This window comes from Sorangium sp. So ce406 (assembly GCF_051474675.1).
Classification (GTDB): Bacteria; Myxococcota_A; Polyangia; order Polyangiales; family Polyangiaceae; genus Sorangium; species Sorangium cellulosum_G.
Genome location: NZ_CP150340.1, coordinates 10,338,421 through 10,354,266, shown reverse-complemented (window position 1 = coordinate 10,354,266; position 15,846 = coordinate 10,338,421). Strand labels below are relative to the sequence as shown.

At 73.4% G+C, this 15,846-nt stretch carries 6 protein-coding genes; 5 read left to right on the top strand and 1 reads right to left on the bottom strand.

What is annotated here, in order from left to right:
• Positions 1-49 precede the first annotated feature (49 nt).
• Complete coding sequence (locus WME96_RS38775) at positions 50-3,610, top strand: poly-gamma-glutamate biosynthesis protein PgsC/CapC (protein ID WP_437286593.1); 3,561 nt, start codon at positions 50-52, stop codon at positions 3,608-3,610.
• Positions 3,607-6,342, top strand: coding sequence for a hypothetical protein (locus WME96_RS38770; protein ID WP_437286592.1), 2,736 nt, complete (start codon positions 3,607-3,609; stop codon positions 6,340-6,342). Before WME96_RS38775 ends, WME96_RS38770 begins: the two co-directional genes overlap by 4 nt.
• A 42-nt stretch (positions 6,343-6,384) precedes the next feature.
• On the opposite strand, the gene WME96_RS38765 is transcribed toward WME96_RS38770, so the two are convergent.
• Positions 6,385-11,757 carry a trifunctional serine/threonine-protein kinase/ATP-binding protein/sensor histidine kinase gene (locus WME96_RS38765; RefSeq protein ID WP_437286591.1) on the bottom strand — a complete coding sequence of 1,791 codons (5,373 nt, stop codon included), beginning with the start codon at positions 11,755-11,757 and terminating at the stop codon, positions 6,385-6,387.
• A 481-nt stretch (positions 11,758-12,238) separates the two neighbouring features.
• Between WME96_RS38765 and WME96_RS38760 the strand changes: the two genes are divergently transcribed.
• The 3 genes from WME96_RS38760 to WME96_RS38750 all read left to right on the top strand — a co-directional run bounded on the left by WME96_RS38760 (position 12,239) and on the right by WME96_RS38750 (position 15,745).
• The gene (locus WME96_RS38760; protein WP_437286590.1) at positions 12,239-13,528 is read left to right on the top strand and encodes a PAS domain-containing protein; all 1,290 of its coding nucleotides are present in this window, start codon (positions 12,239-12,241) and stop codon (positions 13,526-13,528) included.
• A gap of 265 nt (positions 13,529-13,793) precedes the next feature.
• A complete protein-coding gene (locus tag WME96_RS38755; protein WP_437286589.1) occupies positions 13,794-14,798 on the top strand; it encodes a PEGA domain-containing protein in 1,005 nt (334 codons plus the stop codon).
• A 17-nt stretch (positions 14,799-14,815) separates the two neighbouring features.
• Positions 14,816-15,745 carry a formylglycine-generating enzyme family protein gene (locus tag WME96_RS38750; protein WP_437286588.1) on the top strand — a complete coding sequence of 310 codons (930 nt, stop codon included), beginning with the start codon at positions 14,816-14,818 and terminating at the stop codon, positions 15,743-15,745.
• The last annotated feature ends 101 nt before the right edge of the window (positions 15,746-15,846 follow it).

The following is a 15,846-nucleotide window of genomic DNA, read 5'->3' as shown; positions in this document are numbered from 1 at the left end:
CGATCCGGCGGACCCGTGCCGTCCCACCGCCGCCCCGCCGCACCGTCGCATGCTCGAGAACCTGCCGCTCTTCCCACCGAACGGGCTGGATCGCAGCCTCCACACCGCGGTCCTGATCGGGCTCGTCTTCGGGACGCTGTTCACCGAGACGCTCGGCTGGACGTACGCGGGGCTCGTCGTGCCCGGCTACCTCGCGACGGTGTTCTTCGCGGCGCCGGTCACCGCGGTGTTCATCATCGCCGAGTCGGTGGTGACGTACCTGTTCGTCGCGCTGATCGGCCGCTGGATCACCCGGACGGGCGCGTGGTCGACGGCGTTCGGGCGCGAGCGGTTCTACCTGTTCATCGTCGGCGCGGTGATCGTGCGGCTGTTCGTCGAGGGCTTCGTCGTCCCCGAGGTCTCGGCGCGCTACGACTTCGCGCACTCGCGGGAGCTCTACAGCATCGGGCTCGTGCTCGTCCCGCTCATCGCCAACGCGTTCTGGAACAGCGGCTTCTTGCGGGCGGCGCCGCGGCTCGCGGTCGTCACGGCGCTGACGGCGCTCGTGCTCGGCGTGCTGCTCCGCACGACGAACCTCTCGGTCTCGCGCTTCCAGGTCCTCAACGAGAGCCTGTCGCTCGAGTTCCTCGAGCTGCCGAAGGCCCACATCATCCTCGTCATCGGCGCGCTGCTCGGCGCCCGCAACAACGTCCGCTACGGGTGGGACTACAACGGCATCCTCGTGCCCGGCCTGCTCGCGGTGGCCTGGTACGAGCCGACGAAGCTGCTCACGACCACGATCGAGGCGCTGGTCGTCTTCTACCTGTCGCGCTGGATCACCTCGGTCCGCCCGTTCTCGCGGATGCTGCTCGTCGGGCCGCGGCGCATGATCTTCGTGTACGTGCTCGGCTTCATCGTGAAGATGGCGATCGGCTTCGCCATGGTGCGGTTCGCGCCGGGGCTGCAGATGATCGACTACTTCGGCTTCGGGTACCTCTTGCCGAGCCTCCTCGCCGTGAAGATGTGGAACAAGGAGCACGTCGGCATCGTGATCATGCCGACGCTCCAGGTGTCGCTCACGGCGTTCCTCGCGGGCAACGCGGTCGGCTACGCGCTCGTCGCGCTCGGCTGGGGGAGCGCGCCGCCGACGCCGGCGGCCGAGGCGAGGCCGCCGCCGCGGGTCGAGAGCGCGGCGCTGTCGCTCGTGCTCGCGGACACGGTGCCGCGGCCGGGCCCGCGCCCGAGGGCGGCCGCGATCGCCGCCGACATCGAGGCGCGGCGCGTCGCCTACCGGCTCGCGCGGAGCGTGCTGCGCGACGGCCGGCCGGCGGGCGAGCTGCTCGGCGTGGCGGAGCGCGCGCGGCTGTCGGTGGTGCAGGAGGGCGACGGGGACCGGCCCTGGTACGTGATGACCGCGCGGTTCGAGGACCCGGAGGACGCGCCGAGCGCGCCGCGGGCGGCGTTCCGCAAGCGCCTCGGCCGCAGCCCGACGTCCGCGCCCGAGTGGCTGGTGCTGGCGGCGCCCGCGCAGATCGGCTCGGCGCTGCCCGCGGTGGCGCTCCGGGCGGCGGAGATCCTCGACGCGGCGGCCGTCGTGCTGCTGTCGCGCCACGGCGCGATCCGGCGCCACGACGAGGCGTTCGCGGCCGCGATGATCGAGGCGATGGAGGACCCCCACGTGCTGATCGTCGAGCCGGGCGGCGGCGACGGGCCGGAGCTCAGCGTGGTGGGCTCGCCGGCGGGGCTGCCGGTCGTGTCGATCGGCCAGGGGCTCGGCGCCGAGGCGACGATGACGTTCCGCCCGGCGGCCGAGCCGTCGACGCTCCTCGCCGACGCGCCGCGCCTCCGGGTGCCGCTCCACGTCGCGGAGGCGGTGGGCGCGCGCATGCTCGGGGTGCCCGAGATCGTGCGCTGGACCGGGACGCTGGAGGAGGAGCTCTCGAAGCGGATGGTGACGCTGACCGAGGTCCAGCCGGGCCGGTTCCGGCCGCCGTCGATCGAGGAGCTGCGGCTGTTCGACAGCGTCGTTGCGCCGCGGCTGATCGTGGCGGCGACGCGGCCCGGCGGCGCGGCCGGCGCGCCGCCGCCGACCGCGTGGGAGCGGGCGATCCTCGGGCGGCTCGGCTTCCGCGAGGTGCGCATCGGCGGCACCGACGCGGCGCCGGCGGCGTGGGGCATCGCGGAGCCGGGGCCATCCGAGGGCGGCCCGGAGCGCCGCGGGAACCCGGCGTGGCTCGTGCTGTCGCACCCGCCCGCGCCGCCGCCGGCCGCGCCGGCGCAGCGCCGCGCGGGGCCCGCGGCGTCCATCACCGGGATCTTGCCGTCGCCGTCGCCCGAGCCGATGCGGTCGGCGCTCACGGGGGCGATGCTCGTCGAGGTGCCGGCGCCGCGGTGGCAGATCGGGGTGTTCGGCGCGGGGCTCGCGCTCGCCGACGCGCTCTCGGCGCAGTCGCTGCTGCTCGCGGGGGCCGTGCCCACGGCGGAGCCGAGCGGCGCGGCCGACGTGCGGCGCGCCGAGGGGCTGCGCAGCTTCTTCCAGCGGACGCACGAGGTCTGGGTCGGCGACGGCGGGAGCGCGCTGTCGGTGCAGGCGATCGAGGCGGAGCGGAGCCACGAGCGGGACGCGGTGATCTCGTTCGGCTACGAGGTCGTGCGGCCGGAGCACGTGCCCACCTTCGCGGGGCCGCTGCTGGAGACGCTGCGCGATCTCGAGCTGCGCGTCGGGATCTTCGACGGCACGCGGGAGCAGGTGTCGTTCAGCGGGGCGACGGACATGGCGATGGCCTACGCGAAGCGGTTCGCCGAGGGGCGGTTCGCGATCGTCTACCTGGGCAGCGCGATCCGGCGCTTCTTCGAGCTGCGGCGCTTCGCGGCGCCGGGGCAGGGGGAGACGCGCCTGGAGGCGCGGCTCACGCGGCTCGGCGTGGCGCCCGAGCCGATCGACGTGGCCGAGCGCGCGCGGGCGCTCGCGTCGTGCGCGACGGCGGGCGCGGGCGCGAGCGGGGACGTGGCGTGCCCGACCCGGGGCGTGCCGGCGGAGTGCGACCTCGCGGCGGCGATGGAGGTGTTCCGGCGCTACACGACGGAGCGGAACCCGTACTACCTGAAGGCGCATTTCGCGGCGCAGGCGGCTGCGGCGGGGAGCGCGCAGGCGGCGGCGGCGGGGGGCGCGCGGGCGGCGCCAGGCGGCGTCCAGGCGGCAGGGGGAGCGCAGGCGGGCGCGCCGCGCGCCGGGGCCGCGGCGGCGCCGCGGGCCGAGGTGGCGCCGCGGCCCGAGGCGCGGTGCCACGTGGAGCTCGGGCGCGACGTGATCACGGGGCGCCCGTGGGTCATCGCGGCCCGGCCGGGCGAGGCGCAGATCCTGCCGATCGACGGCGCGCTCGTCGCGATCCCGGGCGCGGCCGTGCCCGGCGAGCTGCGGCTGCGGCGCGCGGTCACCGTCGGCACGAGCGCGCTCAGGTTCCAGGCGGCCGCCGCGGGCGCGCCGGGGTCCGCGTCGCCCGGCGCGGCGCCTGTGCCGGGGTCCGCGTCGCCCGGCGCGGCGCCTGCGCCCGGGTCCGCGTCGCCCGGCGCGGCGCCTGCGCCCGGGTCCGCGTCGCCCGGCGCGGCCCCGCAGGAGGCGGCCCCGTGAGCGCCCCGGCGAAGCGCCGCGAGCCGTCGATCCACGAGGCGCCCGCGCCGCAGCGCCCCGCGCGGCCGCGCCAGTCGACGCGGGCGCGCCAGGCGACGGGGGGCTTCGTCGCGCGGCCGAGCGCGCCGCGCAAGGGGCTGAACCCGCGCTGGCTGATCGCGATGTCGCTGCTCGGGCTGACGGCGTTCGCGCTGTCGCTCCTGCCGAGCGCGCCGCCGCTCGGCAGCTCGCTGCCCGCCGAGGACGAGATCCTCGCCTACCACATCGAGCCGCAGCGGGACCTCGTGATCAAGATCCCGGCAGAGATCGACGCCGTCGAGGTGACCACCTGGGGCAGCGTGAAGGCCGAGGCCTGCGACTCGGCGCGGCGCTATCCGTACGGGTTCGTCGCGGCGTTCGTGAACGAGCGGGGCGCGGAGGTCGCGCGGCACGTCTACGACCTGGAGAGCCGCGTGAGCTGCGATCCGGATCGCCCGCTCGGCGAGGGCGAGTACGCGGCGCGGCTCGCCGGCGGCGGGGGCGCGGTGACGGATCCGCGCTCGACGCTGCTCATCACGCACGACGTGCTCCCGCAGGGCGGGCAGGTGCGGCTCCGCGCGAAGCCCGCGGTGGGGGCCGACGGCGTCCCGATCGACCTGACGATCCTGTCGCGCCTGGAAGGGCGCTACGAGCGCAGCGAGACGTCGCGCGCGCTGTTCGAGCAGAGCCTCGACGCGGAGGAGCGGCGGCAGATGGGGCGCCGGGTGTCGGCGCTCGGGTTCGCCGACCTGCCGGAGCCGGCGCGGAAGGAGCTCCTCCAGGGCTGGGCGCGGCGGCTCGAGGCCGGGGGCCGCCAGGGGCTCGACTACGAGATGTCGCGGCTCTTGCTGCGCCGGTTCCGGATGCCGTACCCGCGGGCCGAGGGCCGCGGCGCGTCCGAGTTCGTGGTCGGCGAGCGCCACGCGGCCGCGTTGAACTTCCGCGGCCCGCTGTCGCTCGACATCGAGGGCCCGCCGGGCCGCACGGTGCGGGTCGCGGACGGCGCGGGCGCGGCCGCGGGCGTGGAGCTCGGCCCGCTCGGGCGGGCGACGGTGCGGCTGTCGCGCGAGGACATCCGGACGGTGGTGATCGACGGCGTCGGCCCCGATTTCGGCGTGCGTTTCGGCGCGCCGGAGGCGCAGGCGATGCAGCAGGTCGGCGAGATCGTCCACCCGGCGATGCCGCCGTCCGCGGCCGCGGAGGGCCCCGGCGCGGGGCCGGCGGCGGCCCCCGGCGCCACGGCACCGGCCGCCGACGCCCCCGGCGCAGCCGCGGCGCCGGCCGCGCCGGTGCGGCTCCAGACGCCGCCGGACGTGCGCATCGTGCGCTACCTCGCGCTGGATCCGGCCGACCCGGTGATCGCGCGGATGGCGCCCGGGCAGGAGCTCCTCGGGCTGCTGATCCGCGCCGAGATCGAGGCGACCGGCGGCGCGAACCAGGGCGACGCGACGGTGGTGGCGCGGTGGGGCCCGGGGCCGTCCGATCGGGCGGAGCTCAAGGTGACGCTCCCGCGATCGCGCTTCGAGTGGTGGAACGACGGGTTCGACGCGTCCGAGCCGCGGCTCGCGATCCTCCGTCCGCCGCCGGGGGTGGAGCGGATCGAGATCACGGGCGACGCGAGGACGCGCGTGCGGCTGCGCACGATCGAGCCCGGCGTGAACGAGACGCTGTACCGGCTGCCGTACCGGGTCGAGCTGGCCGAGGACGAGACGTGGCGCTACGCGCCGTTCGACGTGAGCACGTGGACCGACGTGCGCCCGGTCAACCTCGACGATCTCGAGCGCAAGGAGCGCTTCTCGGACCTGCGCGAGCAGGTGCGGATCGAGCGCGCGGGCGAGGGCGCGAGGTCGGACGCGGATCGGCCGGAGCGCATCCTCGTCCCCGAGCACGCGCCGGTGCGCCGGCGGCTCTTGATGCCGGCGTGGCAGTCGGCGGGGGAGCCGTCGCCGGGCGACGCGTGGACGCCGCTGCTCGTGGCGAAGGACGTGCGCGTGGACGCCGAGGGGGCCGGCGCGGGCCGGCTTTCGGTCGTCTACCGGGCCGCGCGCGCGTCGCTCGGCAAGGAGGTCGCGGTGCGCGTGGACGGCGAGGTGGCGCTGCGCGAGCCGATCGTGGCGCTGTCGGGCGCGCTGCGCGTGGCGGCGCCGCCGGGCGTGCGTCGCGTCGAGGTCGAGGGGCTCGGCGAGGCGGGGGTCGCGTACACGGAGGCGCCGCCGGCGAACGGCGGGGCGATCGTGCGCCGGCGCGACGTGTTCGAGCTGACGCGCGGCCGGCCGATGACGTACCGGTTCCGGCAGGAGGCGGGCGAGACGCTGCACCTCGTGCTGTTCGTGGTGACGCCCGGGGAGAACGCAGACTACCGCGTCCGTTACCGGGTCGAGGGGGCGAAGCCCGCGTCGCGCGAGGCGGCGTTCTTCCGGCGGGTGACGATCCCGGACGGCGTGCTGGCGGGCCGGGGCGGCGATCTCACGCGCGCGACGCTGTGGGAAGCGGCGACCGACAGGCGCGGCGCGGACGGGGTAGGGCGCTCGGTGATCCGGCTGGGCGACGACCTCGCGCCGGGCGAGCGCGTGGTGCGGCTGTCGCTGCTCGGGCCGCAGGCGGGCGACGCGGGGGAGACGGCGAAGGAGGTCTGGGTGGGCGCGGTGCTGGTCGGGCAGAAGGCGCCGGGGCGGGACAACGGGCCGAGGCTGTGGGTGGAGGACGATCCGTGAGGGGGGCCGAGCGCATCGAGGCTCGGAACCCCGGCCCCCGCGTCACGGCGCCAGCTCGCTCGTGCGGCTCCTGGTCTCCGCTCCCCTGGTCGGCTCGACCGCCGGTCCCGCGATCGGGATCTCCAGCGTGGCCGTCGCTCCCTTGCCGGGTCCCTCGCTCTTCAGCGTGAGCGAGCCCCCGAGGACCCTGGCGGCCAGCGCGCTCGAGTGCAGGCCGAAGCCGTTTCCGCCCTTGCGCGTGGTGTAGCCGTGCGCGAAGAGCCGGGGCAGCACCTCCTGCGCGATCCCCACGCCGCTGTCGACCACCTGGATGCGCGCCGCCTGCCCCTCGCGCCGGAGCCGCACGACGAGGCGCCGATCGCCCTCGGGCATCCCGGCCACGGCCTCCGCCGCGTTCGCCAGCAGGTTCACCAGGATCTGCAGCACCTTGTGCCTGTCCACCGGCAGCGCCGGCAGCGCGTCGAGCTCACGCGTCACGGCGACGCGGTGGCGGCGGAGCGCTGTCTCCTGGATGCGCAGCGCGTTCTCGACCACCTCGCCGAGGGAGCACTCCTCCACGAAGAGCGCGCTCTTCGCGTAGAGCTGCTGCACCTGGATGATCGTGCGGATGTGCTCGATGTGCTGCTGCATGTAGCTCAGGCTGCCGAGCAGCGCCTCCTGCTGTCCGGCGAGCTCGCCCGCGACGGCGTGCAGGTACTCGGCCAGCCGGCTCCCCCGCGGGTCGCTGGTGAGGAAGCTGGCGAGATCCCCGCGGTGTTCCTGGAGCATCGCCGCGATCTGCTTCACCCGGCCGACGCGCGAGCCGGCCAGCGACTCCTGCATCATCTGCGCGTCCGCGGTGATGCTCGTCAGGACGTTGCCCACGTTGTGCAGCACGTTCGCCGCGACCTCGGCCATGCCCGCCGCGCGCGCCGACTCCGCGATCTGGGACTGCGCCTGCTTGAGCTCCCGCGTCCGCTCCTCCACGCGCTTCTCGAGCTCGTCGTTGGCGTGGCGCAAGGCGACCTCGGCCCGCTGGACCTCCGCGTAGAGCCGCGCGTTCTCGATCGAGATGGCCGCCTGAGAGGCGATGTGCTCGAGCAGCGCGATGCGGTCCGGCGTGAACGCCTGGGAGGCGAGCCCGTTCTCCAGGTACAGCACCCCGTGGAACTCCCCCTTGCGGAGGAGCGGCAAACACAGCACCGATTTCGCCCGGCCGCTCGCGAGGTAGGCGTCCGACGAGAACGGGTGGGGCTCGAGCGCATCGCCGATGAGCACGTGCTCGTGCGTGCGCCTGATATAAGCGACGATGCTCCACGGCAGCTCCTGGCCGGCGTCGCCCGAGGCGACGACCACGTCCCCTTGCCCTCGATGGGCGTCGGCCACGGCCTCGACGACGAGCTTGTCGCCCTTCGGGAGCAGCAGGGCGCCGCGCTGCGCCCCCGCGTTCTCGATGGCGACCTTCATCAGCGTGCTCACCAGCCGCTCGATCACGATCTCACCGGAGACGGCCTGCTGCGCCTTCACCACGGCGAGCGCGTCGATGTGCGTCACGCTCGTGTCGCACGTGGCGTCCGCGGCCAGGGGGACCGCGGGTGAGGCGAGCTGAGGCCACTGGGCCGCGAGGTGCCTCACCTTGCCGTCGGCCCCCCACTGCCGGTACGCGTCCTGCGCCTCGCGCGCATACGCGGCGGAGATGAACGGGAGCTTCCGCTCGCGCCAGAAGCGCGCCGCGAGCTCGTTCGCCAGGCCGACGTACTGGATGAAGCCGTCCTCGCGCGCCGCCTGGATCGCCTCGTCGTACAGGTGCATCGCCTCGTCCGGCCTGCCGCTGACGCGCGCGATCTCCGCGCCCACCATCCGCGCGGCCGCGCGGAAGTTCTCCGGACAGTGGCTCGCCCACTCCTCGAGCTGCCGCTGGCTCTGCCGCATCGCCTCGAGGTGCTCCCGCTGCTCCTCGGGCGCCCTGTCGTGGAAGCACGCCGCGAGGGTCAGGGGACGATAGAGGTGGTAATCCAGGAGCTGGATGTGGCTGAGAGAAGCCCAGATGAGCTCCGTCGCCCTCGCCTCCGCGCGCAGCGCCTCCTCGTGAGCGCCGGCCATGTACCTCGATTGCATCTTGAGGATCCAGTACCAGCACCGCATGGTGCTCATCCGGTCCGGCGTCAGCGCGGCCTCGAACGCCGCCTCATCGAAGCCGTCGCCGTCCAGCGTGTCGCCGTCCAGCGTGTCAAACGCCCGCGTGAGCCCGCGCATCTGCTGCACGAACCGCTGCGCCGGGAGCGTGATGTCCTGCACGTCCCGGAACCCGGCCTTGCGCTGGAAATCGAGGCGCGCCACCGACTCGCGGTACACGTCGGCCAGGTCGTGCCCGAGGCTGATGCGGTCCGTGATGATGTGATTGCAGCAGTAACAGGCGACCTGGAAATCGCCGGACAGGACCGCGTGGTGGAAGGCGCTCCGGGCCAGATCGAGCGAGATAGAGATGGGCCGAGTCCAGTAATTGATGATCTCCATGCTGTAGAGGACCTTGCCCCGGCACGCGGAGAAGTTGTATCGCTCGACGAGATCGCAGGCGAGCTTGCCGAAGGCATAGCCCTGCTGGTAATTCCGGAAGACGGCGCCGGCCATGACGCCGTACCAGACGTATCCCTGCGCGGCTGCGTCGGTGTTCCCGTGGCGGAGGGCGAGAGAGACCATCCGGCAGAGGTGGAGCACGAGCAGGTTGCCGTCCGTGAAGAACGCCGGCGCGAAGAGCGCCGCGAGGAGGTCCATCGCCGCCTTCTCGTCGGTGTCGGCCATGAGCGGCAGATCGACGAGGCTCTCGACGGGGCGGTCGCCGAGGAGCGCCATCACCTCCTCGTTCGCTGCCGCGACGTCGTCCCACGAGGGGCGGGGCGGCATGTGCATGCCAAACAGGTCGAGGCCCGCCAGGATGCTCGCGACGGCCGCCTCGTTCTCGCTGGAGGCCACGTGGATGTCGCTCTTGAGGCGGTACACCGCGGCCTTGTCCACGCGCGTGCGCGCCCGCTCGAGGAGCTCGTCGGCGAGCCGGCGCGCCTCGGCGGCGCGGCCGAGCATGAACTCGCTGCTCGCGCGATCGAGGCGCAGCTTGAAGGCGAGCTCGTGGTCCGTCTCCCAGGGGTCGCCGCTGATGAGCGAGAAGGCCGCGGTGAGGTAGGAGATGGCCGAGCGGTGCGCCGCCGACGCCTTGGCCTTCCAGCCCGCCTCGGCGTTCAGGCGCGCCGCGCGGCGGCGCTCGGCGCCGTCGTCCATCAGCTCGGCCGCTGCGTTGAGCTGATTCACCACGTCGAACAGCCGCTCCCGGACCTCCTCCGGCGTCAGGCTCTCGAGCAGCAGGCGGCCGATGCGCAGGTGCGCGGCCTTGCGCTCGTCCTCCGGGGTGAGGACGTAAGCCGCCTGGTGGATGCGGTCGTGGAGGAACCGGTACTGGTCCGCCGCGCTGCGCACGAGCATCCCTTCCTGGAGCGCGGGATCGAGGTGCCGCTCCACCTCGCCCAGGTCCTGGCCAGAGATGATGGCCAGCGTCTGCAGCGAGAACGTGTTGGCCACGCACGCCGCGAGCCGCAGGAGGTGCAGCGTCTCGACCGGCAGCAGGCGCAACCTCCCCGCCATGAAGTCGACGACGTTGTCGGAGTAGTCCTTTGCCTTCACCCCCTCTGCGTCCCATCGCCAACCCCCGTCGGGCGCGCGGCGGAGGAGCCCATCCCGGTGGAGCGTGGGCAGCATCTGGACGAGGAAGAACGGGTTACCGCCGGTCTTCTCGTGCACGAGCGTCGAGAGCGGGGCGACCACGGCCCGGTCCGCGCCCGGGAGCGCGTCGGCGACGAGCTCCCGGGTCTGCGCGGGGCTCAGCGGGCCGAGCTGCACCTCGCTCACCCGCGCGCCCGCCTTGCGTATCTCGTCGAGCGCCAGCATGAGCGGGTGTGACGGCCCGACCTCGTTGTCGCGGTAGGCGCCGATCAGCAGCACCGGCGGGCTGTCCGGGTGGGTGGTGAGGTGCTGGACGAGCTTGAGGGTGGCCAGGTCGCTCCACTGGAGGTCGTCGAGGAAGATGACGAGCGGGTGCTCGGTGGTGGCGAAGACGCCGAGGAACCGCTGGAACACCAGGTTGAAGCGGTTCTGGGCCTCGGCGGCCGGCAGCTCCTGGACCTTCGGCTGCTCGCCCACGACGAGCGCGAGCTGCGGCACCAGGTCCACCATGACCTGCCCGTTGTCTCCCCACGCCTCGCGCAGGCGCTGGCGAAAGCGGCCGAGCTTCTCGTCGGTCTCCGCCAGGAGGTGCTGCACGAGCTCGCGGATGGCCTGCGCCATCGTGGCGTAGGGGACATCTCGCTGGAACTGGTCGAACTTGCCGCTCAGGAAGAACCCGCGCCGCTCCAGGACCGGCCGGTGCAGCTCGTGGACGACAGAGGACTTCCCGATGCCCGAATAGCCGCTGACCAGGAGGAGCTCCGGCCGTCCGCCGCGCGCCGTGCGGCCCCACGCCTCCAGCAGGGTGGCGACCGTGGACTCGCGCCCGTAGAGCCGCTGCGGCATCTGCAGGCAGGTGGAGACGTCGCGCGCGCCGGGCTGAAAATCCTCGATGGCCCCGCGGCGCAGGCCTTCCCGGCACCGCTCCAGGTCCGCCTTCAGGCCCTCGGCGCTCTGGTAGCGCTCGTCGGCGGTCTTGGAGAGGAGCTTCATCACGATGGCGGAGAGCGCGGGCGCGAGGCCGGGCACGAGCTCGTGCGGGGGCCTCGGGACCTGCGCCATGTGGGCGTGGAACCACTCCAGGGCGTCGCGCCCCTGGTAGGGCAAGGTGCCAGTCAGGAGCTCATAGAGGGTGACGCCCAGCGAGTAGAGGTCCGTGCGGTAGTCGATGACGCGGTTCATGCGCCCGGTCTGCTCGGGGGACATGTACGCCGGCGTGCCCTCGATGATGTGGGTCGGCATCGCGTCCACGTGTTCCACCTTCTGGGAGGCAGCGATGCGGAAATCGATGAGCCAGGGCTCGCCCGACGGCGAGACAACGATGTTGCCCGGCTTGATGTCCTTGTGGATCACGCCGTGGCAATGAATCTCCGCCACGGTCGCGGTCAGAGAGATGGCCAGATCGAGGAACCGACCGACGTCGAGCGGCGCGCCCGCGCGCTCTTGCAGGGGCCGCCCCTCGACGCGCTCCAGGACGAGCGCCGGGCGCTCCTGCGCTAGCTCGCACGCGAGCACGCCGATCACCCCGCGCGCGCCGCGGAGCCGCTGCAACGTGCTGTGCTCCCGGCGGTAGCGCTCGCGCTCGCGCGGCCCGGGGTGCAGCGCCGCCGGCGTCTTGACGAGGACGGGCAGCCCATCCGCGCGGCGCACTGCCCTGTACACCACGTCGGCGTCGGTCGCCTTGATGGCGTCGAGAAGCGTGTATCCATGAATCTCGAGCATGGCGCTGGTCTCGTTCTCTGTTGGCCGGAACACGTGCTGTGGATCGGCGCGTCGCCACCGCATCGGGCGGCCGCGTCAGGGCGAGCGGACGACGCGCGCACCGGCCGGCTCGGCGCTCTGCCGCGGCGTGCCGCATCGAGCTCATTGGAGCCAGTTCGTGGGTGCCTTGCAACAGCAAACCGAGTTGTCAGGGTGCGAGCACGGCGGGCCGGAGGCGCCGCGTCGCTCGTTCACAGTCGCCTACCTGGCGGCGCGCGGACCCATCGAGGAGGCGGGCGCCGGTCGCTCGCGCGCAGTTTCCCCGCTGCGCGCGCGGCATGTTGTAGGGTAGGCTCCCTCCGAGCTGGCGAGCGGGCTGGCGCCAGCCCGACATGGGGTTTCAGGTACTCTCAGGGGCGCGTCGGTGGGAGCCTGCCACGGTGGAAGAACATTGAGCACAGAGGTCGATGATGTGTGGTCGCTCGCAGGGGGCCCTGAGCCGATGAACGGAGCCAGCGCGAAGAACAGGAGAGTCCTCGTCGTCGACGACACCGAGAGCATCCACAGGACATTTCGAGACGTCCTGGCCCCCGCCGGGAGCTCCGCCGGGCTCGACGCGCTGGACGAGCTGCTCTTCGGCGGTCAGGGCGGAGCGCCTCGGGGGCCGAGCTTCGAGCTGACGTCTGCCTACCAGGGCGAGGTGGCGCTGGAGGCGGTGCGCAGGTCCGTGCAGGTCGGCGCCCCGTTCGCCGTGGCGTTCGTGGACGTCCGCATGCCGCCGGGGTGGGACGGCGTGGAGACGCTCTCTCGGCTGTGGGAGGAAGATCCTCTCCTTCAGGGCGTGATCTGCACCGCCTACTCGGATTGCTGCTGGGAAGACGTGATGGCGCGGTTCGGCCAGACCGATCGCCTGCTCATCCTCAAGAAGCCGTTCGATGTCGTCGAGGTCCGGCAGATCGCCTGTGCGCTCACGGAGAAGTGGAACCGTGAGCGCGAGCTCGAGGAGGCGGTCGCCCGGAGCTCGGCTCAGGACGAGAAGCACCGCCGGCTGATTCAGTCGCTGCCGGACATGGTGCTCCGCGTGGACAGGGACGGCAGGTGCCTGGAGGTCAAGCCGCCGCGCGGGCTCGCGCTGGCCCTCCAGCCCGGGTTCTCGCGAGACATGCCTGTCGGCGACGCCTTGCCGGACGACGTCGCACGGCGCCTCCTGGACGACCTCCGCCGGGTCCTCGCCGACGACACGACGCAGGTCCTCGAGTTCGAGCTGCTGGTAGGTGGGGAGCTTCGCCACCACGAGGCCCGGATCGTCGGGCTCGACGCGGCCGAGGCGCTGGTGTTGATCCGCGATATCACCGAGCGCCGGCGGGCCGAGGCGGCGGCTGCCGAGCAGCGGGCGCAGCAGGAGATCATCCGGGAGCAGGCGCGGGCGCTCGAGGCGCTCTCCATGCCGCTCATCCCGATCACCGACGACATCACCGTGATGCCGCTCATCGGGCACATGGATCGGTATCGGATGCAGCAGGTACAGACCACCCTGACCGCGGGTATCTCTGCCCGGAATACCCGTGTCGCGATCGTCGACCTCACGGGCGTTCCGAGCCTGGGTCCGGACGCCGCCGACGAGATCGTCAAGCTGGCGCAGGCCGCGCGGCTGCTCGGTACGGAGGTCGTCCTGACCGGGATCGGTCCCCACATCGCGCAGGAGCTCACGCGCGTTGGACGCGACCTGGGCGGCGTGACGACGCGCCTGACGCTGCAGAGCGGTGTCGCCTTCGCGATGATGAAGCGATGAGCGCCGGGCGGCGCGCGTTCCTGCGCTCAGCACGTCAGACAGGGGAGGGGGCTCTCGCTGTCGAGCGCGGCTCGCGCGATCGTCGACAGGCTGGTCGTCCGGATGTTTTTGTGTAGAGTTCCCCCGCGCGCCCCTCGGGCTCGCCGCAGCGGAACGAGCACCCATGGTGGAATCGACAACGAGCCCGCTCGGGAAACACCTTCCTCGCGCGGCGCCGCGCATTCACCTCGCCCGCGCCCGCCGCGGCGCTGCTTCCATGCCGGGCATGCGCGCCACGCTCGCGCTCGCGGCGGGGGCGGCGATCGCGCTCGGCGGCGCGACGGGGCGCGCGCAGCAGCCCGCGCGCGACCCGGTGGCCGCGGAGGCGCTGTTCAAGGCCGCGCGCGCGCTCGTCGACAAGGGCGACCACGCCGCGGGGTGCCCGAAGTTCGAGGCCAGCCTCGAGCTGAACCCCTCCGCGAGCACCATGATCAACATCGCGCGGTGCCACGAGCACGAGGGCAAGCTCGCGACCGCCTGGCACGATTACCATCGGGCCCTCGTCCTGAACCGCGAGACGGCGGGGGAGCAGCGGCGGCGGGGCCTCGAGGAGCTCGCGCAGAAGGGGATCGCGGCGCTCGAGCCGCGCGTGCCGAAGCTCCGCGTCGTGGTCGAGGCCGCGCCCCCCGGCGTGGAGGTGCAGCGCGACGGCACGCCGCTCCCGGCGGCGGCGCTGGGCGACGCGCTGCCGATCGATCCGGGCCCGCACGAGATCCGCGCGAGCGCCCCCGGGCACCAGGCGGAGACCCGCTCGGTCACGCTCAAGGAGGGCGAGACGGCGACCGTCGAGCTCTCGTTGCGACCCGCGGCCGCCGCGCCTTCCGCGAGCGCGCCCGCGGCGGCGGCGGAGGCGAAGGGAGCGCCGGGCGGGGGCGTCCCGACCTGGGCGTGGATCTCGGGGGCCGCCGGCATCGCCCTCGTCGGCGCGTCGGTCGGGTTCCTGGTCGACGACCTGTCCGCGATCGACGCCCTGAGAGAGAATTGCCGTGATGCCCCGGGCGGGACGTACTGCAACCCCGGATACGACTTCGCGGCGGACAACGCGCGCAAGAACCGCGATCTGCCGCTCTTCATCGGCCTCGGCGGCGCAGGGCTCGTCGCGCTCGGGGTGGCCACCTTCGGGATCGTCCGAGCGGGCAGCGAGGATCGGGCTGCGCCGGCGCAGGCGGCTGTCGTGACGCCCTGGATCGCGCCTTCCCTCGCCGGCGCCAGCATCTCCGGGAGCTTCTGATGCGCACAGGTGATCGCGTGTCCCTGCATTCCCTCGGAGCGCTCGCCGCGCTCGCGCTCTTGCCGGCGTTCGGGAGCGCGTGCATCCCCGACGTCGAGCCCGACGTCTTCTCGCTGCCGCGCTGCGATCAGGTGGCGCCGACCTGCGGCCCGGCGTCCAATGAGAGCTGCTGCGCGGCGGAAGAGGTGGTGGGCGGCACGTTCAATCGCCTCAACAACGCGGCGTATCCGGCGACGGTCGCCGATTTTCACCTCGATCGCTTCGAGGTCACGGTGGGTCGTTTCCGGCAGTTCGTCGCGAGCTATCCGGCGATCAAGCCGGCGGCGGGCGCGGGCGCGCACCCGCTCATCGACGGCAGCGGCTGGGACGCGGCCTGGGACTCCGAGCTGCCCGCGAGCCGGGACGAGCTGATCGATGAGCTGCAGTGCGACGCGAACTTCAGGACGTGGACCGACGAGCCGTCCGGCAATGAAACGGCGCCCATCAACTGCGTGAGCTGGTATGTCGCGTCCGCCTTCTGCGCCTGGGACGGGGGCCGGCTGCCCACCGACGCCGAGTGGAACTACGCGGCTGCCGGCGGGAACGAGCACCGCGCGTACCCGTGGGGCGCAGAGGCCCCGAGCGACGAGCTGGCCGTGTTCGGCTGCGAGACCACGACCACGGTGTGTCCGGTCCCGAGCGTCGGATCGCGATCCCCGGCCGGCGACGGCAAGTGGAAGCAGGCCGACCTGGCCGGCAGCCTGTATGAGTGGGTCTTCGATTATCACAACGAGCCCGTCCCGCCCTGCGACAACTGCGCGTCCCTGATCGAGGGGGAGTTCGGCAGGGCGGCCCACGGCGGAGCGTTCTCCCACGGTGAAGAGACGCTGAGCACGACCGAGCGCATCGGCGAGCAGCCCGAGCTGCGCTATTCGTTCTTCGGGTTCCGCTGCGCGCGCGACGAGTAGAGGGCGCGGGCCGAGACGGCTGCCGGGCCTGGGCGTCGCGCCGCGCCGCCGGCCGTTGTCCCCGGTGATCTGCCTCGCCGGTGGACCGGGCACGACGCCTC